The organism is Mesorhizobium sp. LNHC209A00, from assembly GCF_000502915.1.
In the GTDB taxonomy this organism is placed as follows: Bacteria; Pseudomonadota; Alphaproteobacteria; order Rhizobiales; family Rhizobiaceae; genus Mesorhizobium.
Window position 1 is genome coordinate 26,322 of the sequence record NZ_AYWT01000006.1, and the last position, 25,193, is coordinate 51,514.

25 protein-coding genes, 1 tRNA gene and 1 pseudogene are annotated in these 25,193 nt (G+C 62.6%); 5 read left to right on the forward strand and 22 right to left on the reverse strand.

Annotated features, from left to right (window positions below; translation table 11 throughout):
- Positions 1-151: 151 nt before the first annotated feature.
- From X739_RS149770 to rpoZ, 16 genes are all read right to left on the reverse strand, one after another.
- Positions 152-943 carry an anti-sigma factor gene (locus tag X739_RS149770; RefSeq protein WP_023771640.1) on the reverse strand — a complete coding sequence of 264 codons (792 nt, stop codon included), beginning with the start codon at positions 941-943 and terminating at the stop codon, positions 152-154.
- Positions 940-1,458 (reverse strand): RNA polymerase sigma factor, encoded by a 519-nt coding sequence (locus tag X739_RS149765; RefSeq protein WP_023771639.1) that lies wholly within the window; start codon positions 1,456-1,458, stop codon positions 940-942. Before X739_RS149765 ends, X739_RS149770 begins: the two co-directional genes overlap by 4 nt.
- Before the next feature lie 162 nt (positions 1,459-1,620).
- Positions 1,621-4,374: a DUF2339 domain-containing protein gene (locus X739_RS149760; RefSeq protein ID WP_023771638.1), complete on the reverse strand. Its 2,754-nt coding sequence runs from the start codon at positions 4,372-4,374 to the stop codon at positions 1,621-1,623.
- A gap of 82 nt (positions 4,375-4,456) precedes the next feature.
- Positions 4,457-4,582, reverse strand: a complete 126-nt coding sequence (locus X739_RS1000000171185; protein ID WP_263486561.1) for a hypothetical protein — start codon at positions 4,580-4,582, stop codon at positions 4,457-4,459.
- Between the two features lie 47 nt (positions 4,583-4,629).
- A complete protein-coding gene (locus tag X739_RS1000000170555; RefSeq protein ID WP_245273872.1) occupies positions 4,630-4,881 on the reverse strand; it encodes a PaaI family thioesterase in 252 nt (83 codons plus the stop codon).
- Positions 4,882-4,963: 82 nt separating this feature from the next.
- Positions 4,964-5,740 (reverse strand): DNA repair protein RecO, encoded by a 777-nt coding sequence (gene recO, locus X739_RS149755; RefSeq protein WP_023771637.1) that lies wholly within the window; start codon positions 5,738-5,740, stop codon positions 4,964-4,966.
- A gap of 131 nt (positions 5,741-5,871) precedes the next feature.
- On the reverse strand, positions 5,872-7,035 hold the full coding sequence (locus X739_RS149750; protein ID WP_023771636.1) for a porin: 1,164 nt from the start codon (positions 7,033-7,035) through the stop codon (positions 5,872-5,874).
- Between the two features lie 750 nt (positions 7,036-7,785).
- On the reverse strand, positions 7,786-8,706 hold the full coding sequence (gene era / locus X739_RS149745) for a GTPase Era (protein WP_023771635.1): 921 nt from the start codon (positions 8,704-8,706) through the stop codon (positions 7,786-7,788).
- Complete coding sequence (rnc, locus tag X739_RS149740; RefSeq protein WP_023771634.1) at positions 8,703-9,419, reverse strand: ribonuclease III; 717 nt, start codon at positions 9,417-9,419, stop codon at positions 8,703-8,705. The genes era and rnc overlap by 4 nt, the downstream gene beginning before the upstream one ends.
- A gap of 75 nt (positions 9,420-9,494) precedes the next feature.
- Positions 9,495-10,244 (reverse strand): signal peptidase I, encoded by a 750-nt coding sequence (lepB, locus tag X739_RS149735; RefSeq protein WP_023794881.1) that lies wholly within the window; start codon positions 10,242-10,244, stop codon positions 9,495-9,497.
- Positions 10,245-10,322: 78 nt separating this feature from the next.
- Positions 10,323-10,736, reverse strand: a complete 414-nt coding sequence (gene acpS / locus X739_RS149730) for a holo-ACP synthase (RefSeq protein WP_023771632.1) — start codon at positions 10,734-10,736, stop codon at positions 10,323-10,325.
- Entirely contained in the window at positions 10,733-11,332 is a 600-nt protein-coding gene (locus tag X739_RS149725; RefSeq protein ID WP_023771631.1) for a DUF2062 domain-containing protein, read from the reverse strand. The genes acpS and X739_RS149725 overlap by 4 nt, the downstream gene beginning before the upstream one ends.
- A 334-nt stretch (positions 11,333-11,666) precedes the next feature.
- The gene (locus X739_RS149720) at positions 11,667-12,047 is read right to left on the reverse strand and encodes a VOC family protein (protein WP_023771629.1); all 381 of its coding nucleotides are present in this window, start codon (positions 12,045-12,047) and stop codon (positions 11,667-11,669) included.
- Positions 12,048-12,060: 13 nt separating this feature from the next.
- Positions 12,061-12,639 (reverse strand): orotate phosphoribosyltransferase, encoded by a 579-nt coding sequence (gene pyrE / locus X739_RS149715; RefSeq protein ID WP_023771628.1) that lies wholly within the window; start codon positions 12,637-12,639, stop codon positions 12,061-12,063.
- A gap of 24 nt (positions 12,640-12,663) precedes the next feature.
- The gene (locus tag X739_RS149710) at positions 12,664-14,892 is read right to left on the reverse strand and encodes a bifunctional (p)ppGpp synthetase/guanosine-3',5'-bis(diphosphate) 3'-pyrophosphohydrolase (RefSeq protein ID WP_023771627.1); all 2,229 of its coding nucleotides are present in this window, start codon (positions 14,890-14,892) and stop codon (positions 12,664-12,666) included.
- Positions 14,893-15,021: 129 nt separating this feature from the next.
- Positions 15,022-15,423 (reverse strand): DNA-directed RNA polymerase subunit omega, encoded by a 402-nt coding sequence (rpoZ, locus tag X739_RS149705; protein WP_023794882.1) that lies wholly within the window; start codon positions 15,421-15,423, stop codon positions 15,022-15,024.
- A 320-nt stretch (positions 15,424-15,743) separates the two neighbouring features.
- On the opposite strand from rpoZ, the gene X739_RS149700 reads away from it, so the two are divergent.
- Both X739_RS149700 and X739_RS149695 read left to right on the forward strand, forming a co-directional pair.
- Positions 15,744-16,325, forward strand: coding sequence for an NYN domain-containing protein (locus tag X739_RS149700; protein WP_023794883.1), 582 nt, complete (start codon positions 15,744-15,746; stop codon positions 16,323-16,325).
- 11 nt (positions 16,326-16,336) lie between these two features.
- Positions 16,337-16,993, forward strand: a complete 657-nt coding sequence (locus X739_RS149695) for a uracil-DNA glycosylase (protein ID WP_023771625.1) — start codon at positions 16,337-16,339, stop codon at positions 16,991-16,993.
- A gap of 33 nt (positions 16,994-17,026) precedes the next feature.
- Here X739_RS149695 and X739_RS149690 read toward each other — a convergent pair whose 3' ends face one another.
- The gene (locus X739_RS149690) at positions 17,027-17,500 is read right to left on the reverse strand and encodes an Lrp/AsnC ligand binding domain-containing protein (RefSeq protein ID WP_023771624.1); all 474 of its coding nucleotides are present in this window, start codon (positions 17,498-17,500) and stop codon (positions 17,027-17,029) included.
- A gap of 145 nt (positions 17,501-17,645) precedes the next feature.
- Between X739_RS149690 and X739_RS149685 the strand changes: the two genes are divergently transcribed.
- The gene (locus X739_RS149685; RefSeq protein ID WP_023794884.1) at positions 17,646-18,563 is read left to right on the forward strand and encodes a DMT family transporter; all 918 of its coding nucleotides are present in this window, start codon (positions 17,646-17,648) and stop codon (positions 18,561-18,563) included.
- Between the two features lie 61 nt (positions 18,564-18,624).
- Here the strand turns inward: X739_RS149685 and X739_RS149680 are convergent, their stop codons facing one another.
- The 3 genes from X739_RS149680 to dapA all read right to left on the reverse strand — a co-directional run bounded on the left by X739_RS149680 (position 18,625) and on the right by dapA (position 20,921).
- Positions 18,625-19,335, reverse strand: a complete 711-nt coding sequence (locus X739_RS149680) for a GH25 family lysozyme (RefSeq protein WP_023771622.1) — start codon at positions 19,333-19,335, stop codon at positions 18,625-18,627.
- A 73-nt stretch (positions 19,336-19,408) separates the two neighbouring features.
- Complete coding sequence (gene smpB / locus X739_RS149675) at positions 19,409-19,888, reverse strand: SsrA-binding protein SmpB (RefSeq protein ID WP_006202221.1); 480 nt, start codon at positions 19,886-19,888, stop codon at positions 19,409-19,411.
- 151 nt (positions 19,889-20,039) lie between these two features.
- On the reverse strand, positions 20,040-20,921 hold the full coding sequence (gene dapA, locus X739_RS149670; RefSeq protein WP_023794885.1) for a 4-hydroxy-tetrahydrodipicolinate synthase: 882 nt from the start codon (positions 20,919-20,921) through the stop codon (positions 20,040-20,042).
- A gap of 410 nt (positions 20,922-21,331) precedes the next feature.
- Between dapA and X739_RS149665 the strand changes: the two genes are divergently transcribed.
- Positions 21,332-23,362: a lytic transglycosylase domain-containing protein gene (locus X739_RS149665; protein ID WP_023794886.1), complete on the forward strand. Its 2,031-nt coding sequence runs from the start codon at positions 21,332-21,334 to the stop codon at positions 23,360-23,362.
- Positions 23,363-23,469: 107 nt separating this feature from the next.
- Positions 23,470-24,357, forward strand: a complete 888-nt coding sequence (locus X739_RS149660; RefSeq protein WP_023794887.1) for an alpha/beta hydrolase — start codon at positions 23,470-23,472, stop codon at positions 24,355-24,357.
- Positions 24,358-24,415: 58 nt separating this feature from the next.
- On the opposite strand, the pseudogene X739_RS149655 reads toward X739_RS149660, so the two are convergent.
- Positions 24,416-24,748, reverse strand: a pseudogene (locus X739_RS149655) (tyrosine-type recombinase/integrase); the annotation flags it as partial.
- Positions 24,749-25,057: 309 nt separating this feature from the next.
- Positions 25,058-25,148, reverse strand: a tRNA-Ser gene (locus X739_RS149650).
- Positions 25,149-25,193: the final 45 nt, after the last annotated feature.

Sequence of the window (25,193 nt, forward strand, 5' to 3'; positions counted from 1 at the left end):
AGACACCGGCCGAAGCGCCGGTATTCACCAAGCGCTATCGCTCCTTGATTAGGGCCGAATTGTGACAGCTTCCGCGACGGCAGGGAAGCCGGCAAGCTTTGAACGGAACCGCTGTTTTCATGCCAGCCGGCCGCGCAAGATCGCTGCCGGCTCAGCTGGACAGACCGGCCAGAAGCTGGCCATACGCGCTCTTGGCCACGGCCGCCAACTGCTCGCGCGGCAGCGAACCAACGACGGCACAGCCATAGCCCTTATCCAGCCAGTAGACGGCCCGCGGACCGTCCTGCGCCGAAGCATAGGTGCCCTTGGCATTCTCGGTCGATTCCGACGTCACGAAGAGGGATATGCGCTCGCCCTTATCGTCTTCGTAGAGCAGCATCGCGGCCTTGCTTTCCCCCGCCGGCAACAACCGGCCGCCAACCAGCTGAAAGCCGTTCGCGCTTAGGTCCGGTGCCACCAGTTTCAGGCCGACCCGGTTGGAGAGCCAAGTCTGCAGATGATCCTTGTCGCTGGCCGGCACTTCCACCGCGTGCCGCTTCTCGGCGGCATAGATGACATGGGCGGCGATCGCCTGTTCGGCGAGCTGATCCTCCGCCGGATCCTCCTGCCCGATCCTTCCGATACCCGCAAAGTAGCCGCCAAATCCGCCCGTGGCGAGAAGGACGGCCGCGGCGGCGGCAAGCCACCAGCGTGAGCGTGGCGCAGCAAGCTTAACAGGCGCTTCACCGAGGACCACCTTGCGCAAGCGCACTGGCACCACCTCGTCCAGCACGCCGGCAAAGGCCGAGCGCAACGCCTCCCGGTCGGCGGTGAAGCGGGCGCTCCTGGCCTTCATCTCGGGATTGGCGTCGAGCCAGGCATCGTAGGCGGCGCGCTCATCGGCCGGCAGTTCGCCGTCGAGCGCCATATGGATGTCCCGTTCGGAAAAATCGCGGCGGATCATTTCTCGACGATCCTTATGGCGCGGCGGCGCGCTGTGTCGTCCAGCAGCCCGCGCAATTCCTCACGCCCCCGCGCGATGCGCGACATCAGCGTGCCGGCGGGAACGCCCAGAATGTTGGCAGCCTCGGCATAGGAAAAGCCTTCTATGGCAACCATGACAATGGCCGCGCGGCGATCGGGGCTGAGCGCCTGCAACGCGTCCATGATCTCGCGCGAAGCGATGCCATCCAACTGTTGGGGCGGCTGGGCAACCGCCTCGCCCGCCTCCAGCGGCAGCATCGCCGCTTCGCCGCGGCGGTTCACCTTGCGCATCTGGTCGATGAACAAATGATGCATGATCGTAAACAGCCACCTCCTGGGGCTTTCTCCCGTCTGCCAGTTGTCGAGCCGCAACAGCGCACGCTCGAGGCAGTCCTGAACGAGGTCGTCGGCAGCATCACGGCCGCGCAGAAGCGAGCGTGCGTAGCGGCGCAGGCGCGGTATTTCGCCAAGGATTGCTGCCTTTTTTTCGTCCATGACCGCTGGTTCTGAGGTCGCCCTTGTTGATCCCGATAGAACGCGCCTTCCCGGCACGGCGCAAGCAGCCAGCGCGAAGCGGTCCACCGCTCCGGTCACCCAAGCATTGAGATAACGCCGGCGGATGGCGGTTTATTCCCGCACAGCGTTGAATTCCGGCTATTATTGTTCGCCGGCCAGCAATTTCTCCTTTGCCGCCCGCGTCAGCAGCCGCTGGTAGAACAGACCGATGCCGATCAGAACGGCGCCGAGCCCGATGAAGGACAGCGCCCTGAGCACCCCTTCCAGTTCCGACATGTCGAACAGGAAGACCTTCAGGACGGCCACCGCGATCAGCGCGGCGGAGGCGATGCGCAGCACCTGCGATTTCAGCCAGACGCCAGCCGTGAGCAGCGCCACGCCGATAACCAGCCAGAGCGCCGAATAGGTATAGGTCTCCAACTGCCCAAGGCCGCTCCACATGCCGATGAACTCGCCCTTGAACAGGCGCCTGACCGAAAGCGTGGCATAGGCGAAGGCAAGCAGCGCCGCCATCAGCGCCAGCATGGCCGAATACCATTTCGGTCGCTTGCCCCTGCTATAGAGCGCCAGACCACCGGCGGCGACGGCGGGCAGGAGATAGGCGAGGAACAAGAGGTTGAAGACCGGGATCCGGCCGGTCGATTCGTCCGTGAACAACGGATTGAGCACCAGGAAATGCTGGATGACGATGAAGGCGGCCGAAAGCACGCCCACCGCCATCGAACCATAGCGCAGCACCGAGCTTGGCGAGCGCCTGTCGATGGCGATCAGGATGGCGCCGGCACCGATGGCGATCAGCGTGTAGATCGCCTGTTCGGCGAGCGTCGGCGCATCGCTGTTGATGGCGCCGCCATGCATTGCGTGACGCACCAGCATGGCGAGCGTCAGCAGCGCAAACAGTGCCGCCGCCGCTTCCATGGCCAGGCGTGGACGGCCATCGGTGGTTCGGGCGAGTTGCCAGGCCGCGAAGCCGAAGGCGAGCGCCGGCACGCCGTAGCCCGGCAGCAACCAGTTGAAGATCGGTGTCGTCGACAGGAATTCGGCGCCGACGATCGTCGGATCGAAGGCGGCGCGGCCAAGCACCACGATGACAGCGGCGACCGAAATCCAGCCGAGCACAGGATAGGAGCGCCAGCGCGTGGCGAGCGCCGGCACGATCGCGGCGGCACCAAGCAGGATGGTGGTCCAACCGGAATCAAAAGCCATATGCAGCATCAGGAGGCCGGCGACTGCCGCGCCGCCCAAAACAAACGACACTGCGGCTCCGCCCTTGAGCGACGGTTCCTCAGCCCGCGCGATCCACTCGCCGCCGGCGGCGAAGGCCAGGACCAGCAGGGCCGCGACGGCGGCATAGACAAAGTCGCGGTCGAGATTGCCGAAGGTGAACCAGAGCGCCAGCAGGATGACCAGCGGCACGATGACACCCCATGCAGCCCAAGAGGCTGCTCGGATCTGCGCCGTGGCGACGAAGCGGCGCGCGGCCCACAAACCAGCGGCGACGAAAACCAGACCGAGGCCAATACCGATACGCAAGCTTAGCGCGTTGGCGCTGGCCACGGGCGCTCCATCAACACCCAAAGCGCCGCCCGAAAAGTCGGAAGCGATAGACGTTGGCGGGATGATGCCGAGATAGATAAGCACCGTCACCAGTCCAGCGGCGTAAAGTAGTGGCAGCGCCAGTGGGCGGTAGAGGGCGACCGTTACCATCACGATAAGCAGCACCGCGCCCGGCAAAGCATCACCGGCAGCGGCGAAGACCGGGTCAACCGAGAGGCCAAGCGCCGAGAAGGCGACGAACAGTCCAGGCACGATGGATGGCCAGTCGAAAGTCCCTGCTTGTCCGGTCTGGCCGCCACGACTGCTCAGCCAGACAAGGGCGAGCACAGCCAGCGTCACGGCGTCGATGAGCAAGATGGCGGAGAGGTTCGCGCCCGGTGCGTCGGTCATGTAGAGGATGGTCCAGACGCCTGTGCCGAAAAAAGCGGCCGCCATCAGGGCATTCCAGTCGCGCATGCGGGCGATCACGCCAGTGGCGGCGAGCACGATGGCGAGATAGCCGAACAACGCCCACGGATTGGGCGCCTGCGAAGCGATCAGCACCGGCGTCACCATGGCGCCGACGAGACCGATGCCGGCCAGCGCCTGGCCATGGACGAGAGCGGCGGCGATGGTGGCAATGCCGATCGCACCGAGCAGCGTAAAGGCAAGCGCCGGGCCGATAAAACCGTAAACGCCATGGGCGGCATAGACGGTGCCGAACAGGATGAAGGCGCCGGCCGCGGTCAGGATCGCCGGAATATAGGCGCCCGCAATACCTTGCACCGGTACCTTGAAGCCGGTGCGGCGAATGAACTCGCCGCCGGCGACCAGCACCAACCCGAGCACCGCCGCCATGGTGAGCCGCACGCCGGGCCCGAAAATGCCGGCCTCGATGGTGTAGCGGATCAGAAACAAGCCGCCCAGAGCCAGCGCAATGCCACCAACCCAGACCGCCCAACGCGTGCCGAGCGCGGTCTCGACGTCGGACTGGCGAGCGGCTTTGGCGACCGCGGCCGGCGCGACCTCTGGCGTTTTCGGTGTGATCTCGGGCGCGCTCCAAGGGCCGGGCACACTCTCTCCTGCCGGAATTTCCGACTCCGTGGCCTGTAGTGCGGGTGCCGGCTCGCCGATTGCTGCCGGGGCGATGTCGGCAGGCGCGGCCACCGGAGCCGTGTCGGCCGTGCCCTGCGCCACTTCCAGTTCCGATGGCTTGACCGTGGGCGATACCGCGCCCGAAAGCACGAGGCTGCGCAGTGCGCCAAGCTCGCGCTCGATCAGGCCGATGCGGCCCTGCTGACGCGAAATGATGACGAACAAGGCAATGATGGCGACGAGGCCGATCAGGCTCTCAAACATGGCGGTTCCCCCAAACCAGGCCAGTTTTCACTGACGCTTCATCTCACTGACATTCAATTACGGCGGCTAAACGGCTGAAAATTCAACGTGCCGCCAGATTGGCGGCTGGAAATATCGAACATGTCTCGGTACCGAAAGCCAGCAGCTTGCCGCCGGCATCCTTCAGCGTCGCTTCCGAAACGGCAAGCGTGCGGCCTTTGTGAACCACCTTGCCTTCGCAGACAACCTCACCGGTCCTGGGCGTGATCGGCCGCGTTAAGTCACCTTGAACTCTGCAGTGGTGTAAGCCTCGCCGTTCTCAAGCAGGGTCCGCACCCCGCAAGCCAACGCTGAATCGAGCAGCGTCGCCGCCCAGCCGCCGTGAACGCCGCCCAGCGGGTTGAGGTGGCGTTCATTCGGCACGCCGCGGAACAAGGCGCGACCTTCCGATACCTCGGTCAACGCGAAGCTGAGCTGGAGGGAGATCGGTGGTGCCGGGTATTTGCCGTCGACGATTCGCTGCAGCAATTCCAGGCCGGTGTATTTCAGGACGTCGGCATGAGGAATGGTGCCGAGGCCGAGCGGCGGCCCGGATAGAGTTCGACTTCGCTCACCGGATGATTTCTCTGGCCGCGCTCTCTCCGGCGATGGGCCTCTGCGTTGCGTGGTGCTTGCGCAGTGCGGCCAGAAAGCCGGCGCGCGCGTCGGGCTGATCGATGCCGCGCGGCTCGTAGACGTGGCGGGTGAAGAAGAAGCCGGTCAGGCGGAAGGCGTCCGCGATCGCCGCCTGATTGGCGCGCTGGCCGGAGCCACGCTGCAGGAAGGCGGGCAGCACCAGCATCTTGTCGTGCCATGGCGCCCCGGCTTCACGCGACACCGCGCGCCCGGACTTAGGCGAGACATAGGCCAGATCCTGCCTTGTGCCGGTGGCGGCGCATTGGCTGAGATCGAGGCCAAAGCCGAGTTCATCGAGAATCAGAAGCTCGAAACGCGCCACCAGTTCGCCGGCGGCATCCGCGTCGTCGAGGTGCACGATCATCACCGAAAGCGCCTCGTAGAGGCCGCCATGGGCATCGCGCTCGGGCAGCAGGCGCAGATGCGCCGCCATCGTCTGCAGGCCGTAGACGGCAATGGCACTGTCCATCAGCCGGGCGGCGTTCATCTCGATCGCTTCGGCCTGGAAGGTGCCCAGGTGCTCGTCAAGGCGCGCGCGCCACAAGAGATCGACACGATTGCCTGGCTGGAGAACGGGCTGCTGCTTGCGGGAGCGGCCGCCGCGCACGAGGCCGAGATGGCGGCCATGGGCGCGCGTCATCACCTCGAGAATGGCGCTGGTTTCGCCATGCCTGCGGGTGCCGAGAATGATTCCCTCGTCGCGCCATTCCATACTAGAAGCTTTTCACCGAACGGGTGGCGAAATCAAGGTATGGGTCTGGCGCCTGTGCCGGCTCTCGCAACGAGGCAAAAAAACCGCCCGCAGCGATGTGCCGCGGGCGGTTGCTGAGGTCAGTCCAAGCCTTAGAAGGAGCGCTGGAAGCGGAGGATGCCGCCAACGTTGCTTTTCTTAGTCGCGCCAGCCCAAACGGAGTTGGCCGGGGTGTCATTGCCGACGTTCTGGTAATCGACTTCGGCCGTGACCGTGAATCCGGGCACAACAGTATAAGCGATGTTGGCGGCGATGCCGAGGTTCTTCCAGTCGTCATAAGAGACCTGGGCGTTGAACGAAGTCTTGGCGTTGAACTTGTAGGTGCCGCCGCCCCAGACTGCCCAGTTGCCGCCCCACTGCTTGTAGAAGCCGCGACCTTTGGCGTTGATGAAGTTGGTTGGATCGGTGAGGTTGTCATCGGTGCCGTAGCCGCCCATGACGAACAGCGACAGTTCCTTGGTGACGTTGACGTCCAGACGAACCTTGCCGGCCACTTCCTCATAATTGCTGTCATAGGCGACAACACCGGTGATCGCGCCCCAGTCGGCCTTGTACTTCAAGCCGCCGACGACATGCGGGACATAGCTGTCGATGGTGCCGGTTTTGCCAGCGCCTTCTTCGAGCGACACCAGCCCCGAGAAGCCGTTGCCCGCGTCGAAGTAGTATTGAACGACATTGCTCTCCTGTCCGCCATAGGGGACGATCGTATCTTGGATGACGTTGCCGGCATAGCCGATGAACGTATCGAAAGCCGTATCGTCCTTACCGACGCGCAGACCGCCGAGCTGAATCCAGGCGAAGCGCAGCGAGAGAGACTTGTTACGGCCCTGCCAATCGTCGGCGTTGGAGGCGCCTTGATTAATGTAGTCGCCGGAGCTGTTGCCGTAGTTGAAGCGGGTCTCCGTGTAGGTTTTCAGGGTACCGAGTTCGGTTTCCTGCCCCGTCCAGGTCTTCAGTGTGAAGCGGGTGTTCTTGTAGTAGGTCGAATGTGTACTGCCGTCCTGGTGATCCGGAACGTGGTTGACGCCATCGAACGAACCGGCATCGCCGACGCCGATGTCGTAACGGACATACCCGCCGATGCGCAGGCAGGTCTCGGTGCCCGGGATGTAGAAGTAGCCGGCGCCGTAGACGTCGCAGATCTTGACGTATTCGGCCGGTTCCGGTTCGGCGACGACAACCGCGTCCGCGGCGCGCGCGCCGGACACCGCGATCAAAGCCGCGGCTGAGCCGAGAAGGAGGCTCTTGATGTTCATTTTCTGACCTCTCCAGTCAAGTTTGAAAAATGGCTTCTGAATTGTGGCTGGCGGATATGTTTTCCCGCCTCACCCCCACAATGAAAAAGGCCCGCACCGCGTCCCCTTTTCGCGGCGAACATACCCACCAATCGTCCACCTTCAATGACAATTCCATAAATGCGCTGGATTCTCGCCACAGATTAAATCCGTGTTGCACAAATAACACTAGGCGATGCTGGCTTGAGTTTTTTAAACGGCACAAATGGAACGTCGTCATATTTTTGTAATAATTAGATTTATCCTTCTACATTTGCCGGTCAATTCTGTGGATTACAGTCTTCTAAAAGTATAAATCTAAGATAGCTCGATAAATCTGCGATTTCTGTCCTCGTATCGCTGTCGGCGCGAAAACAACACCATCAGCGGCTCCAGATCACCGCGCTGAAAGCCGGCCTCATGGCGCGTCGCCGCTTCGTTGGCGGCTTGCCAAGAATCTGAGTTGGTCTCGCGCCATGGCGGGCCCGCGTGGAGGAACCGGCGCTTCGCCTTAGCTGCTTTCCGGCACCCGGGGAGCGGTTCCCGTAAAGCCGCGGCGTGCTCTACAGCTCGTAGCGGCGAATCGGATTCGCCGACCTGCTGTAAGCTTCCGATTTTATGCATGTCGTTGTCCCGGAACCGAGGACACTTCCGGGCGACATGCGTTGGCCTCACGCCCAATGCTTGTGGTCGGCCAGCACCGCGCCGATGACGTGCCAGGATTTTTCGGCCTTAGCGGGGGAACTCCAGCCCCATCTCGCGGTAGCGCTCGGGGTCATCGCCCCAGTTCTCGCGCACTTTCACGAACAGGAACAGGTGGACCTTCTGTTCCAGTATGCCTGATATTTCCATCCGCGCGGCCTGGCCGATGGCGCGGATGGTCTCGCCCTTGTGGCCAAGCACGATCTTCTTCTGGCTGTCGCGCTCGACAAAGATGGTCTGGTCGATGCGCACCGAGCCGTCCTGTTTCTCTTCCCATTTCTCGGTTTCGATGTGCGAGGAATAGGGCAGTTCCTGATGCAGCCTGAGATAGAGTTTTTCGCGGGTGATCTCGGCTGCCAGCTGGCGCATCGGCAGGTCCGAAATCTGGTCTTCCGGATAGTACCAGGGACCGGCCGGCAGCGCCTGCGCCAGATAGTCGAGGAGGTCCTTGCAGCCGGAACCGGTCAGCGCGGAGACCATGAAGGTGCGCTGGAACGGCACTTTCTCGTTCGCTGCCGCGGACAGGGCCAGCAGCGCCTCGTGCTTGACCCGATCGACCTTGTTGAGAATCAGCACCATCGGTTGGCGCACGTCCTTCAGCCGTTCGAGGATGGCGTCTGCATCGCCCCTGATGCCGCGCTCGGCGTCGATCAGCAGCAGCACGATGTCGGCGTCCTTGGCGCCTCCCCACGCGGTGGTCACCATCGCGGTGTCGAGCCGCCGCTTGGGTTTGAAGATGCCCGGTGTGTCGACAAAGACGATCTGCGCGTTGTCGTGCGTGGCGATGCCGCGCACGATGGCACGTGTCGTCTGCACCTTATGGGTGACGATCGAGACCTTGGCGCCGACCAGCTGGTTGACCAGCGTCGACTTGCCCGCATTGGGCGCGCCGATCAGCGCAACGAAGCCGGAGTGCGTGACGGGAGCGGCTGCAGTATCTTCTGCGGTCATGCCGCGCTCCCTTTATTGGCCCACACGCCTTCGCGCACGAGAAATGCCGAAGCCGCCGCTTCTTCGGCCGCTCTGCGGGAGCCGCCGGTACCGATGGAAGGTGCAAAGCCGCTAACCTGCAAAGAAATAGTGAAGACCGGCTGATGGTCGGGCCCTTCGCGTTTTTCGATCACATATTCGGGTCGCGCGTCACTCGACTTGGCAATCCATTCCTGCAAATCGGATTTCGGATTAAGTGGCTTCGTCACAACCGTGCTCGAACGTGGCTCCCAATAACGCAGAACGAACCGCCGCGCGGCGTCGATACCACCATCGATGTAAACTGCCGCGATTAGGGCTTCGACGGCATCAGCCAGATAGTTTCCGCCGTAGCCGCGCGATCGCGTCTTCAAGGCGGCGTCGGCCCGAACCAGATTCTCCAGCTGCATCTCGATGCCGACTTCCGAGCATGTTTTTGCATCGACCAGCGCATTGAAACGGGGCGCGATTTCGCCTTCCGGTGCATCGGGGAATTTCTCGAAAAGCATATCGGCGACGACAAGACCAAGCACGCGGTCGCCGAGGAATTCAAGACGCTGATTGTTGCTTGTCGCCTTGACCGCGCTGGAATGCGTCAAGGCCGTCTCAAGTAAGCGGATATCCCTGAAAACATGCCCGGTCTTGGCCATCACCAAACCGGCCAGAGTCTCGCCTGTCGGGCGCTTCAACGCCATCAGTTGACGAAGTGGAACAGGCGCGAAGCGCGCATCAGCGACGGCCATTTCCAGATTTNGGGCGCTTCAACGCCATCAGTTGACGAAGTGGAACAGGCGCGAAGCGCGCATCAGCGACGGCCATTTCCAGATTTCGAGCGGGCTTGCCTTGCCGGCGATCGAGAAGAAGACAAGGTTGGCGCGGCCGACCAGGTTCTCGGCTGGAACATATCCGACGGTGAAGCGGCTGTCGGCGGAATTGTCCCTGTTGTCGCCCATCATGAAATAGTGGCCGGGGGGCACGTCGAATTCGCGGGTGTTGTCGCCAATCGAGTTCGGCGACAGGTCGAGCGTGTCGTAGCTGACACCATCGGGCAGCGTCTCGCGATAGACGTCGATCGGATAATCCTTTTCCGTGATGTCGGGATTGTCGATCTGGCCGGTCTTGACGCGCGGCACGCCGACGCCATTGATGAAGACTTGGCCATCCTTCATCTGGATCTTGTCGCCGGGCAGGCCGATGACGCGCTTGATATAGTCGACGGACGGATCCGGCGGGAACTTGAACACCACCACGTCGCCACGCTTGGGCACTGAGCCCCAGATGCGGCCCGAGAAAATGTCCGGTCCAAAAGGCAGCGAATAGCGTGAATAGCCGTAGGACCATTTGGTGACGAACAGATAGTCGCCTTCCAGAAGCGTCGGCCGCATCGAGCCCGACGGGATCGAGAACGGCTGGAACAGCAGCGTGCGAATGACCAGGGCGAGCAAAAGCGCCTGGACGATGACGCTGACGGTTTCGCCAAGCCCGCCGGATTTCTTCTGAGATTTTTCAGCCACGCTCATGTCGTCCTCGATTGTGCGTTGGATGGTATAGAGTCTCGGCGCGCGCTGGGCAACGTCCATGCCGGTCGTCAGATGCAATCAATGTGGCGCTTCTTCGACCGGTAGCGCCTCTATGATCACAAAGGCTTGAGCGAGCGGGAAATCATCCGTGATGGTGAGGTGGATCGCTGCCCGATGGCCTCGAGGCACGATCTCTTCCAGCCGCGCCAGCGCCCCGCCGGTCAGCGCCATCGTCGGCGCACCGCTTGGCAGGTTGACGACACCCATGTCACGCCAGAAGACCCCTTGTGCCAGACCAGTGCCCAGTGCCTTGGCGCATGCCTCCTTGGCGGCAAAGCGCTTGGCGTAGGAAGCCGCGCGGGCGCGCCGGTTCTCCGAACGCGCCTGTTCCACCTCGGTGTAGATCCTCTGGATGAAGCGCTGGCCGTGACGCTCAAGCGATTTCTCGATGCGTGTGATGTCGATCAGGTCGCTGCCAATGCCGATGATCATTGGGCGGCAGAACCGACGCTTCCGCCGGAATGAGGCGAATGCTCACGGCGTCTCGCGCGCTCGGCCAGCCGCTTGCGCCTCTGTTCGCGGAAGACATTCATGCCCCAGCGCGTGATGCCGTAGAACACCAGGCCGAACACCAGCCCGAGCGGCACCGCGCCGATCAGCATCGGCTCCAGTACGGGATGCCATAGTTTGGCGAAGGAAAGCGTGTGCAGCATCTCGCCCAGATGCGCCGGCGGACCGTGTGTCGGCAAGCGATCGTGCAGGATGAGCTTGCCGGTTTCCCAGGATGCGCCCCACAAGAGCGGAAAAGTAAGCGGATTGCCGAAGAATACGGCTCCGAGAGCGGCGGCCACCAGATTGCCGGCGATCACCCAACACAGAACGGCGGCAATGATGAAGTGGAAACCGACGGGGAAGAACGAAGCAAAGACACCCGCCGCGACACCCGCGGCCACCGCATGCGGGGTGGCCTTCAGCCGCAGAATGCGCTTGGAGAAATATTGAAGCGAGCGCGAAAACGAACGGCGCGGCCACAGATAGGTACGCACCCGCTCGAAAAGGCCATCAGGCTTGCGGCGACGAAAAAGCACTCTATTCCTATTCCAGACAATTCACAGCTTACACGCCGGCTGTTTCCAGCCAGGTTTCGACTGCCACATCTTGCGCTTTACGGTCGCCAGAAGGCAATCGCGACTTTGATATAGCCATCCGCAAGCCCAACGACAACCGAAGGCCTTACGCTCAGCGTCCGCAGCGCCAGGTTTTTGCTCGGATCCATCTCCTCCACATCGGATAATCGCGGCGAATTTGAGAAGTGGTTTCGGCTAATTGTCGCAGCCGGATGACCGATATGCGGCCAGGGGTTCCGACCGACTTCGACAAGGTCGCCATCAGGGGCCAGACGATAGCCTTCCGGCACGGCGCCTACTTCAGATATTCGCTGACCTCGACCAGATTGTCGTCGGGATCGCGGAAATAGACCGACATCATAGCTCCTTGCGCGCCGACGCGCTCGACCGGACCGACTTCGACGGCAACGCCTTCGGCCGCGAGGCCGGCCTGGATTTCGGCGAGAGGCACCGCCGACACGAGGCAGAAATCGCCAGAACCCGGCGTCGGCGTCCTTGCCTTTGGCTCGAAAGTGCGGCCGACTTCGTGCAGGTTGATCTTCTGCGAACCGAACAGAAGCGCTGTCGGCCGGTTCGGCTGATCCAGGCGCCGCATGCCAAGCACGCGCCGGTAGAAGTCGCAGGTCGCTTCAACCGAGCGGACCGTCAGCACGAAATGGTCGATGCCGGCGATCATTTCGACCTCCTCGTCAGATGTTGCGGCTGCCGGGCTTGATGGCCGGGATGGCGGCAAGCTCCGGCGGCAACCTGTCCGGCGGATAGGCTGGAACTTCATATTCGGCAAGCGCGATCAACGGCACGCCGACATGGGTCTTGCCGGCCGAACGGTCGATGATGCAGGCGGCCGCGACCACCTCTGCGCCAACGTCGCGCAGGCAATCGATGGTTTCGCGGATCGACAGACCGGTGGTGACGATGTCCTCGACGATGACGACGCGGGCGCCTCGATCGATCTCGAAGCGGCGCAGGCGGAACTCGCCCCCCTCCCGCTCCACCCAGATCGCTGGCACGCCAAGGTGGCGCGAGGTTTCGTAGGCAGGGATCAGGCCGCCGATCGCCGGCCCGACGACATAGTCGATCTTGCCTGGCACGGCGGCGCGAATCTTCTTGGCCAGCGCCTTGCAAAGCCGCTCGGTCTTGTCGGCATGCATGAAGACGCGTGCCTTCTGCAGGAAGACTGGACTGCGCAGGCCCGACGTCAGGATAAAATGACCCTCCAGAACAGCGCCAGCCTCACGGAATATGTCCAGCACTTCGTCGGTATTCATCTCGTCCCCCATGGTCGGCTATCGCTAGCCATTGACGCGCCGCGCATCGCTGACGCTCGAATTGTCCTTGAGCTGCGACAGCAGCCGGTTGAGATGCTTCAGGTCCCAGACTTCGAGATCGATCAGCATTTCGGTGAAATCGGGCGCGGTGCGCACCATCGACAGCGTATGGATGTTGGCGTCGTTGGAGGCGACGACCTGGGCGATATCGGCAAGCGAACCCGGCGCGTTGATGGCGGTGACCGAGACGCGCGCGGGGAACCGCTCCTTGGTGCGCTCGTCGATGTCCCAGCGCACGTCGATCCAGCGCTCCGGTTGATCGTCGAAGGCCTGCAGCGCCGGAGACTGGATCGGGTAGATGGTGATGCCGGTGCCCGGCTGGACGATGCCGACGATACGATCGCCAGGGACCGCGCCTTCCGGCGCGAAGCGCACCGGCAGGTCGCCGCGCACGCCGCGGATCGGCACGGCGCCGGCGCCTGGTTGGTCCTTGTCCTTGCGCGCGGCCCGGCCAGGTATCTGGAACAGCATGCCTGCGGCATTGCGGATCTTCGACCAGCCTTCCTCGCGCTGCTTGGGCGCCGCCGGCGTGACGCGCTCGTCCTTGTAGTCGGGGAACACGGCCTTCATGACATCCGTCGACGCCAGTTCGCCGCGGCCCACGGATGCCAGCACATCCTCGATGTCCTTGCGTGCGAGCCTGTGCAGCACGGGCTTGAGGCTTTCCCTGGTGAAGGTCTTGCCGGCTCGTTCGAAGGCACGCTCCAGAATACGCGCGCCAAGGCCAGAATACTGCTTGCGGATCGCATTCTTGGTGGCGCGGCGGATGGCGGCGCGCGCCTTGCCGGTGACGACGACCGATTCCCATGCGGCTGGCGGCACCTGCGCCTTGGAGCGGATGATCTCGACCTCGTCGCCATTCTTCAGTTCCGTCATCAGCGGCATGATGCGGCCATTGACCTTGGCGCCGACGCAGGTGTCGCCGACATCGGTGTGGACCGCATAGGCGAAATCGATCGGCGTGGCGCCCCGCGGCAAGGCAATCAGCATGCCTTTCGGCGTGAAGCAGAACACCTGGTCCTGGAACAGCTCAAGCTTGGTGTTCTCGAGAAAATCCTCGGGATTGTCGCCCTCGGCCAACTGCTCGATGGTACGACGCAGCCAAGCGTAGGCGTTGGTCTCCTTCGAGATCGCATGGCCGGCGCCGTTCGTCTTGCCGCCGGTGTCCTTGTAGATCGAATGGGCGGCGACGCCGTATTCGGCGATCTTGTTCATCTCGCGGGTGCGGATCTGCAGCTCGACGCGCTGGCGCGAAGGGCCGACGATGGTGGTGTGGATCGAACGGTAGTCGTTCTGCTTCGGGGTCGAGATGTAGTCCTTGAAACGGCCGGGCACCATCGACCAAGTGGTGTGGATGGCACCCAGCGCGCGATAGCAGTCCTCGACGCTGTCGACGACAACACGGAAGCCGAAGATGTCGGACAGTTGCTCGAAGGACAGCGCCTTGGCCTCCATCTTTCGGAACACCGACCATGGCTTCTTCTGCCGGCTCTTCACGCCGGCGTTGATGGCGTGCTTCTCGAACAAGGCCGACAGCGCCTTTTCAATGTCGGTCAGAACGCCCTTGTTGCGCTCGAATATCTCGGCGAGCCGGGCGGTGACGGCCCGGTAGGCTTCCGGATTGATGAAGCGGAAGGCGATCTCTTCCAGCTCCTCGCGCATGCCTTGCATGCCCATGCGCCCGGCCAGCGGCGCGTAGATATCCATCGTCTCCTCGGCGATGCGCAGGCGTTTGGCCTCGGGCATGTGATCAAGGGTGCGCATGTTGTGCAAACGGTCGGCGAGCTTGACCAGCAGCACGCGAACATCTTCCGAGATCGCCAGCAAAAGCTTGCGCAGGTTCTCCGCCTGCTCGGCTTTCTTCGAGACGAGGTCGAGCTTCTTGAGCTTGGTCAGGCCCTCGACCAGCTTGCCCATTTCGGGACCGAACAGATCGTCGATCTCGGCCCGCGTCGCCGTCGTGTCCTCGATGGTGTCGTGCAGCAGGGCGACGGCGATGGTCGCCTCGTCCATGTGCATCTCGGTGAGGATGGCGGCGACTTCGAGCGGATGCGAGAAATAGGGATCGCCGGAAGCGCGCTTCTGGTGGCCATGCTTCTGCATGGCGTAGACATAGGCCTTGTTGAGCAACGCCTCGTTGACGTCAGGCTTGTAGCGCTGGACGCGCTCGACAAGCTCATACTGACGCATCATGGGCTAAATCTCTCGGCGATGAAATGAATCATGCGCCGCACTGTTGTACGGCGCATGTCATAGATAGCCACGAAACCGCCGGGACGGAAGTGCCGGAAGATTCAGCGACCGCCGGAACGGACGGCCGACTTAGTAGTCGTCGCTCTTTTCCGGGGGCACCAGGCCTTCGATGCCAGCCAGGAGATCTTCCTCGGTCATCCGGTCGAAGGTGACGTTCTCCTCGGCGTCGTCGGTTTCGGCGGTCGCAACAGCGCCGCCGGTCTGATCGGCGATCACTTCGCCATCGGCTTCAGGCTCGTCGACCTCGACATGCTTCTGCAGCGAATGGATCAGATCTTCCTTGAGATCGTCGGGCGACAGCGTCTCGTCGGCGATCTCGCGCAGTGCGATGACCGGGTTCTTGTCGTTGTCGCGCGGGACGGTGATCTGCGCGCCCTGGCTGATCTGACGGGCGCGGTGGCCGGCCAGAAGCACCAGCTCGAAGCGGTTATCGACCTTGTCGATGCAATCTTCAACGGTTACGCGGGCCATGGACTGCCCCTTTCATGCCTGGATTTGATGGAAAACAGGCGCGGTCCTTAACCCGAACGCGGCCAAAATACAAGCATCATGGCGATGCGGGCCCACAGGGCACTCAATCTCAACATCGAACTCCCGATCTAGCAAAGCCAGCCGGGTCCAGGGTTCGGCGCCACGATCACAATTGCTTGCAGTGCGCCACATGCCCTTGGATTGCCACCAAACTGGCGTTATCTCGGTGGGTCCAAGGTCGGCCGGTTTATTATGAGCCTGACCGAAAGTCGCTACCGCATTTCGTTTAGACGGCCGTTTTTTCGAAAAGGACTATTTCCATGTTCGACCCTCGTGAAAAAATCGCCCTGTTCATCGACGGCGCCAATCTCTACGCCACATCGCGCGCGCTCGGGTTCGACATCGACTATCGCAAGCTCCTGGCGAGCTTCCACAAGCGCGGTTACCTGTTGCGCGCCTATTATTACACCGCGCTGGTCGAGGACCAGGAATACTCCTCGATCCGGCCGCTGATCGACTGGCTCGACTATAACGGCTTCAAGGTGGTCACCAAGCCCGCCAAGGAATTCACCGACTCGACCGGCCGCCGCAAGATCAAGGGCAACATGGACATCGAGCTCACCGTCGATGCGCTGGAACTCGCCGATGTCGTCGACCACTATGTCATATTCTCCGGAGACGGCGATTTCCGAACGCTGGTCGAAGCGCTGCAACGGCGTGGCCGCAAGGTGTCGATCGTCTCGACCATGTCCTCTCAACCTCCGATGATCTCAGACGACCTGCGCCGGCAGGCCGACCATTTCATCGACCTGGCGTCGCTGAAGAACGAAGTTGGCCGCGACCCCTCCGAACGGCCGGCACGGCGGCCCGAACCGGCTGAAGTCGACGAGGACGACTACTGAGGCCGGTCGACTTGACCGCCCTCTCGCTTTCCGAACCCAGCCGCGATTGCCCGCTCTGCCCGCGGCTGCATGATTTCATCGCCGAATGGCGGCAGCGCGAGCCGTCATGGTTCAACGCCCCGGTGCCGACCTTCCTGCCACTGGGCGGCGAAGATACCGTCCAGCTTCTGATCGTCGGTCTGGCGCCTGGCCTGCGGGGCGCCAACCGCACCGGGCGCCCCTTCACCGGCGACTATGCCGGCGACCTGCTCTATTCGACACTGATTGCCCACGACTTCGCACGCGGCGAGTTCAAGGCGCGGCCCGATGACGGGCTGGAGCTCGTCGGCACGGCGATCACCAACGCGGTGCGCTGCGTGCCGCCGGAGAACAAGCCGGTCGGTGCCGAGATCGCCACCTGCCGGACATTCCTGGTGCCGACCATCGCTCGCTTTCCAAACCTGCGCGCCGTGCTGGCGCTGGGATCGATCGCGCACCAGTCGACCGTGCGGGCACTGGGCGGGCGCGTCGCCGCCTATCCGTTCAAACATGGCGGCCAGTTGGAAGCCGGCGGCATCATGCTGTTTTCGAGCTACCATTGCTCGCGTTACAACACCAATACGGGTGTGTTGACCGAAGACATGTTCGTCAGGGTGTTTGGCGAGATCGCGGCATTCCTGAAGAACTGAGCTCTCGGATACCGTGCGGTCCGCGGTGCCTGCTCACACCGGCAGCAAGGCATCCGGCTTCACGTCGCCGATCGAGGCATAGGTATGTGTCTCCTTCACCCCCGGCAGCGGCAGGATGACGCGTTTGAGAAAGTCCTGATAGTCGGCCATCTCGGCAATGCGGGCCTTCACGAGATAGTCGAAGCCGCCGACGACCATGTGGCATTCCAGTACCTCGGGCGCCTTTGCCACCGCCTCGGCGAAGCGGTCAAAGATATGCGGGGCCGCGTGATCGAGCCGCACCTCGATGAAGACAAGCATGCCGCGGCCAATCTTTGCCGGATTGAGCACCGCCCTGACGGCGGTGATGAAGCCGTCGCGAAACAGGCGTTTCACGCGCTGGCTGGCACCGGTCGGTGACAGGCCGACGCGCGCTGCCAGGTCGAGCGTGGTGCGGCGTCCATCTTCCTGCAACAGTCGCAGAAGACCGCGGTCGACGGCGTCTAGGTCGACTGGTTCAGGATTCACGTTCAAGCCATCCTATTTGCGTGAATTTCACTTCAAATTGTGAAAAACAGCGTATTTTGTCGCGGCCCTTTCGATAATAGGCTCCGCTTCATCGCAAGGTCGGGGCTGTCGCGTCCTGGCGGCATGAACATGCGGCGGAACTGACATGGCCGACGGACGAGACACCGGAGACACAAGACTGGCGGTGATCGCCGGTCTTGTCATGATCGCCATCTATGCAGCGCAGTTCGTGGCCGCCCGCTTCAGCCTCAGGGAGCATCTGACGGCCACCGACATGGCCGGCCTGCGCTTTGCCGGTGCCGGCGCGGTGTTCCTGCCGATCGTCTGGAGGCGCGGCCTGGCGACCATGAAGGCGCTGGGCTGGCGGCGTGGACTGACGTTGGCGGCACTGGCCGGATTGCCCTATCCGCTGATCATCAACTGGGGCCTGACCCACGCGCCCGCCGCCCATGCCGCGGCGCTCTGCCCGGCCTCGATCGTGTTCTTTTCGTTCCTATTGTCGCTGTTCAGGGAAAGCGCGTCGCGTCGGCGAATCATTGGTGTCGTCACGATCATCGCCGGCTTGTTGCTGTTCATAGCGCCGGCGCGCACCGGCGCCAGCGATGTCCTGTTCGGGGACCTGCTGTTTATCGGATCGGGCGCGATGTTTTCCACATACGCCGTCCTTGTGCAGCGATGGCGTGTCGACCCGGTCACGGCGACCGCGAGCGTCGTGCTTTTGTCCTGCCTACCGCTGCCACTTCTCTATGTCTTTGCGCCAAGCGGCCTACATGCCGCCGCAGGCGCCGAAATCGCCAGCCAAATCGTCATTCAAGGTCTTCTCGCGGGCGCTGCCGCAATGTTCCTCTACACTTACATTGTCGACCGATTGGGCTCACAAGCCGCATCGCTATTCCTCCCAGGTGTGCCGGTGGCCACCGTGATGGTCGGCATGGTCGTGCTTGGCGAGACCCCGCTGGCTATCCAATGCGTGGCCATCGCCATCATGGCCGCCGGGATGGGCTATTCGGCGATGGGTCGACGCCGGGAAAATCTGGCTGTCTCGACATCAGCTGGATCGTGAATGGTTTCAGGGCATGGCAGGCTGCCGAAGAACCGGACCGGCATCAGATCGGGCCTGTTCATCAAGGTGTGGAGGCGAGCAGCGCCGCCAACTTCTCCGGCCCGCCCTGCAAAACGTTCAGATCGACGTCCCCCTCGATGCCGTTCACGCGCCCCCTGTTGTGGTACTGCCAGTAGATCCAGTCACGGCGGTCCGGTTCCATGAGCAGTGAGCGTAGCCAGAGTGGGCGAGCGGCGATTTGCCCGCCATAAGCGGCCTCGGCTTCATCCGTCAGATAGACGATCACCGGCTTGCCGAATGCCGCCTCGACAGGTCCGAGGAAGGCCTGAAGTTCGGCATTCAACTGTTCGGGCGACGGTCGCCGCGGGCAGTTGCCGCCGAACTCGATGTCGACCACGGGCGGCAGCAGCGGCTGATCGTGCGGCACCACCGAGATGAAATTCCTCGCCTGGTCGGCGCCCGGCCGGCAGAAGGTGAAGAAATGATAGGCGCCTACGGCGAGGCCGGCGGCGCGGGCCTCGCGCAGATTGCCGCCGAAGGCGTCGTCGACATGGTCGCCGCCTTCAGTCGCCTTGATGACGACGAAAGCCACATCATCCGCGGCAACACGCCGCCAGTCGATCCGGCCTTGATGATGGGAGACGTCGATGCCTCTGAGCGGATATCGGTCGCGGTCGGGAGAGTAGGTGCGGAAATAGGCCACTCCCCCCAAAGCAATGACACATGCCAAGGCAAGAGTGGCCACGCCCCAGAGAACAATCCGCTTCTTCAAGACCATCCCCTGTTGGACTTGCCGGTGTTCGAGGTTGAAAACCCGATCGTTGGCTTTCCAGGCTATCTCCCGATCACCCGCGTTCCTTCAGCAGCCGGCCTTTTTCGCGCGACCAGTCGCGTTGCTTTTCGGTCTCACGCTTGTCGTGCAGTTTCTTGCCGCGGCCGACGGCAAGCAGCAGCTTGGCGCGTCCCTGATCGTTGAAATAGATTTTCAGCGGCACCAGCGTCATGCCTTCGCGGTCCACGCTCTGCGACAGCTTGGCCATTTCGCGCTTGTTGAGCAGCAGTTTGCGGCGGCGGCGCGGCTCGTGGTTGAAACGGTTGGCCTGCAGATATTCCGGCAGATAGGAATTGATCAGCCAGATCTCGCCGCCTTCGACCGAGGCATAGCTGTCCTGGATGTTGGCCTGGCCCTGACGCAGCGACTTGACCTCGGTTCCGGTCAGCACAAGGCCGGCCTCGATCGTGTCGAGCACCTCATACGAAAACCGCGCCTTGCGGTTTTCGGCAACGGTCTTGTTGTTGGGATCGGCTTTTCTGACTTGGTTCATGAGGTCTAGAGTCCGTTTCGAAACTCGCTCCCGCGAGCCAGATGGTGGCGCTACCGAGAACCGGAGCGGAGCGTACATATAGTACGGGAGCACCGGAAGCGCAGGTGGCGCCTTCAGATCACCGTGGGAGCAGACTTCCCAAACGGGCTCGCTAATTGATCAAGCCGGCGTGCTTCATGGCCGCATCGATCCTCTCGGCCGTTGCCGGCTCGACAGTCACCAGCGGCGAACGCAGCACGTTCTCGACCTTGCCAAGCTTCGACAGTGCATATTTCGCGCCGGATACACCGGGCTCGATGAAGATTGCCTTGTGCAGCGGCAATAGACGGTCCTGCAGCTCCAACGCCTTCGCACTGTCGCCCGAAAGCGTTGCTGCCTGGAATTCGGCGCAGAGCCGTGGCGCGACGTTCGAGGTCACCGAGATGCAGCCGACACCACCATGCGCGTTGAAACCCAGCGCGGAAGCGTCCTCGCCCGAAAGCTGGATAAAATCCTTGCCGCAGGTCATGCGCTGCTCCGACACTCGCTCGACCTTGCCGGTAGCGTCCTTGACGCCGACGATGTTCTTGAAGTCGTGTACCAGCCGGCCCATCGTCTCCGGCGTCATGTCGATGACCGAGCGCGGCGGGATGTTGTAGATGATGATCGGCAGCTTGGTCGCCCTGGCGACGGCGGCGAAATGCTCGTAGAGGCCGCGCTGTGTCGGCTTGTTGTAATAGGGCGTGACGACCAGGGCGGCATCAGCGCCGGCCTTTTCGGCATACTGCACGAGCCCGACGGCTTCCTCGGTGTTGTTGGAACCGGCGCCGGCAACCACCGGGGCGCGGCCCTTGGCCACCTCGACGCAGACCTTGACGACATGGCGGTGCTCGTCATGCGACAGCGTCGGGGATTCGCCGGTCGTGCCGACAGGAACCAAGCCCGTCGTGCCCTCGCCAAGCTGCCAGTCGACGAACACGCGAAAGGCTTTCTCGTCGAAACGCCCGCTCTTCTCGAACGGTGTCACGAGCGCGGTAAGCGAGCCTCTCAGCATGTCGTCCAACTCCTTGGGACTTCTTGGTTCACGCATGTCGTTGTCCCAAAGCCGGTATCCACTTTTGGGCGCCATGCACTTTGTTGGTAATGCAATGTCGTTACCCCAAAACCGGTATCCACTTTTGGGCGCCATGCACTTTGTTGGTTATGCATGTCGTTAGCCCAAAACCGGTATCCACTTTTGGGCGCCATGCATCGGCGTTTCGTGGTGCGCGCCTTCTAACCGAAAGCGAAGCCGCGCACCATAGTCTCGACATTGTTGCGCGGCAAGCATTGCCATGGTGCCAGCAAGCGTAATTCCAACGGCCTCGATAACCCTTTGTTTACGAGCCCTTCACGACCTAAGTCTAGGCTTCAAGGCTTCTTCGCCCGCCGGTAAGATGCTGGATTAAGGAAAGACACGTCATCATGCCGACCAGTCGGCCTCATCTGTTCGCGCTGCTTGGCGCCATGGCCGCGCTGATGCCCGGCGTGGCGATCAGCGGCAGCGTCGATGTGCGGGTCACCTCGGCCATCCCGGTGGCTGGTGTACAGGACAAGGCGCAACAGGCCCCCTCACCCAGCGTCGCGCTGTTGAAAAGTGGGCTGGATGCGCTGGCGGCAGGCGATATTGCCGGCGCGCGCGGTGTGCGTGATGCACTGCCCGCACAATCGCTCGACCAGCACATATTGGCGTGGGCGATCGCGCTTTACGGCGGAGACAAGGTTCCGAGCGGCGACATCGCGGCGGCCGCGAAGATGCTGCCCAACTGGCCTGGCACCGTTGCCTTGCGCAAAAACAGCGAGCGCGCGCTCTACCGCGAAAACCCGGCGGCGGACGTCGTCGTCAAGGCATTCGACGGCAGCCAGCCGCAGACATTCGAAGGCGTGATGGTTCTCGCGCGCGCCTATCTGTCGTCCGGCAACGCCAAGGCGGCGCGATCGGTGCTGTCGCCGTTCTGGCGCACCGCGATCCTGGAAGCCAAGGACGAGACGGCTCTGATCAAGGAGTTCGGCAGCGTTGTTCCTGCCGCCGATCACCGTTTTCGCATGGAGCGCATGTTCTATGCCGACCGGGTGAATTCCGCCTTGCGTGTCGCCGGGCTCGCCGGCGCCCAGCAGCTTGCCGACGCCTGGGCGGCGGCCGACAGGGGCGACAAGAATGCCGCCAAACTGCTGAAGGCCGTGCCGGCCGCGCAGCATTCGGCCGGCTATTTCTTCGCGCAGGCCGAGTATCTGCGCAAGCAGCAGGATTTTGCGGGCGCCGCGGCGGTTGTCATGAAGGCGCCGGCGGACCGTGACTCCCTGGTCGATCCGGATGCCTGGTGGGTCGAACGCCGGGTGCTCTCGCGCGAACTGGTCGACCAGGGCGATATGAAGACGGCATACAAGATAGTCGCCACGCATGCCGCCGAAAGCGCGGCCAATGCCGCGGAAGCCGAGTTCCATGCCGGCTGGTACGCGCTGCGCGGCCTGAACGATCCCAAGCTCGCGGCGATGCATTTCACGCGCATCGCCGACCTTGCCCAGGGACCGATGACCCTGTCGCGCGCCTACTACTGGCTCGGCCGCGCCGCGGAAGTCGGGGGCCCCGGCTATGCCAAGGACTATTTTGGACGTGCGGCGACCTACGGCACCACGTTTTACGGCCAGCTCGCCGCCGAACGTGTCGGCCGGCAGGCACTCAACATCGTCTATCCCCAGCCAAGTGCCGCCGACCGGCAGAGCTTTGCCGGCCGCGAAGCCGTCTCCGCCATCAAGCGCCTGCAGGAGGCGGGCTACGACCGCTATGCCGAAACGCTCTACCGCGACCTTGCCGGGCAGTTGACCAGCCCGGGTGAACTGGCACTGCTCGCCGTCCTGGCGGAAAAGCAGGACAACCATTTCATGGCTCTGAAGATCGGCAAGATCGCCGGCGCGCGGGGCATCGACGTCGGAGCGCTGTCGCATCCGCTCGGTGTCATCCCTGATTCGGCCAATATTTCCGGTTCCGGCAAGGCGCTGGCCTACGCGATCGCCCGCCAGGAAAGCGAATTCAATATTGGCGCCATATCCAGTGCCGGCGCGCGCGGGCTGCTGCAGCTGATGCCGGCAACCGCCAGGCAATTGGCGAAGAAGGCTGGATTGCAGTTTTCGCAGAACAGGCTGACAACCGACCCCGCCTATAATGCAACGCTTGGTTCGGCCTTCCTCGGCGAACAGCTCGATCGCTTCAACGGCTCGTACGTATTGACCTTCGCGGGCTACAATGCCGGCCCGAGCCGGGCCGGCCAGTGGGTGGCGAAATATGGTGACCCGCGCGGCAAGGACATCGATGCGGTGGTGGACTGGATCGAACGGATTCCCTACACGGAAACAAGAAGTTACGTGCAGCGCGTAATGGAGAATTACGAGGTCTACAAGATGCGTATCTCCGGCAAGTACGACATCGTCGGCGATCTCGTGAACGGGCGCAGCTGAGGCTCTTGCTCTTCCTCGTGACGACAAGGAGGAGCCTTTCCCATTTGACCCTCCCGCGCTCCGCCTATAGCAGACGTGGACGATCCTTCGGCTAAGGAGCCCGTCCCGTGTCGAGCAACCCAGGTTTCTCCGACTTCTTCCATGCCGCGCCAGATGGGCTGAGACTTCACGCGCGCGTCTATGGCGAAGCGAATTCCGCTCATTGGCCGGTCGTCTGCTTGCCTGGCCTGACACGTAATGCGCGGGATTTTCACGGGCTGGCGCTCTATCTCTCAACGCGATCCGCCCTAGCGCGCAAGGTCATCGCCTTCGACTACCGCGGACGCGGGCAGTCGGCCTACGATCCCGATGTCAGTCACTATAATGTCGGCGTCGAGGCGGGGGACATCCTTGCCGGGCTGACGGCGCTCGGCATCCAACAGGCGGACTTCATCGGCACCTCGCGCGGCGGGCTGATCATCCATGTGCTTGGCGCGATGCAGCCGGCGGCGCTGAAAGCCATCGTGCTCAACGACATTGGGCCAGTGATCGAACCCGCCGGCCTTGCCCACATCCGCACCTATCTCGATCCCGTGCCAAAACCGAAGAGTCGTGCCGAGACTGTCAACGCCCAGCGCGACACCCATGGCGGCGACTTTCCCGCCCTCGCTTCGGCGGATTGGGAGCGGATGGCGTCAGCGCTCTATCGCGAGACGGATCAGGGGCTGATGCCGGATTTCGACCCGAGGCTGGTTGAAACGCTGGCCGTCCTCGACCTCAGCAAGAAACTGCCGGATCTGTGGAGGCAGTTCGAGGCGCTGGCCGCCATGCCTATGCTTGTCATACGCGGCGCCAACTCCAGACTTTTGTCCGTCGAGACGCTTGAAGAAATGAAGAAGCGCCACCCCAAACTCGAAGCGATCACGGTCGAGGGCCAAGGCCACGCGCCTTTCCTCGAGACCGGCAGCCTGCCCAGCACCGTTGCTGCTTTTCTCGATCGCGCCGAGAGGCAATAAGCCCCAAGACCAGATCAGATCCCGGGGCTGTTACGGCAGCAAAGGCAAACTGTCGGAACTAATTGGCCTTAGAGCTTTTGCGGGTCGCTTTTGGCTGCGCCTTCGCCGAAGCGCCCTCATCCGTCTGCTTCCGCTTCGCCGACGGCGTCGTCACCGGCGACGAAAACAGCGAGCTTTCCGCGCTGCCGGCCGCTTGCTCGCCGCGAGGCTTCTCCAGCACGACAACGCAGCCATCGAGATCATTGGTGGCCGAATGCGCGTAGCGCATGGTCATCGACAAGGGCTGGTGGCCAAGCCACATCTGCACGCTGCGGATGTCGATGCCGCCCTGGACAAGACGCGAAGCGCAGGTGTGGCCCAGGATGTGCGGCACGACCTGGTCGTCGGCACCTTCTGGCGGCGAAACTCGGGCAGGCTGTGGAATATCTCCCATCTTGTAAGCCTTGCGCAGCAGTTTGCTGAGAGCGGCCATCTTTCGATTGATGGTCGCGTTGCGTCGGGTGCGCACCGGAAACCGCGATCAGGGCCGCAGCGGAGCCGAGAAGAAGGCTCTTGATGTTCATCTTCTGACCTCCAGTCAGAATCGTGAGCGAAGGCCGACGAAAAGCAGCCAGACGAGCCGTTTTCTTTTTTATTCCGGACAGATGATCTGGGGGCCGGTTAGCGAGGCTCGGTCTGCAGAACTCCGCAGGGCGTAGGGTGGCGGAGAGGATGGGATTCGAACCCACGAGAAGCTTTTGACCTCTACTCCCTTAGCAGGGGAGCGCCTTCGACCACTCGGCCACCTCTCCGTTGCGCCGCTGGATAAAGAAAAGCGCCGGCACAATCAACAAGCC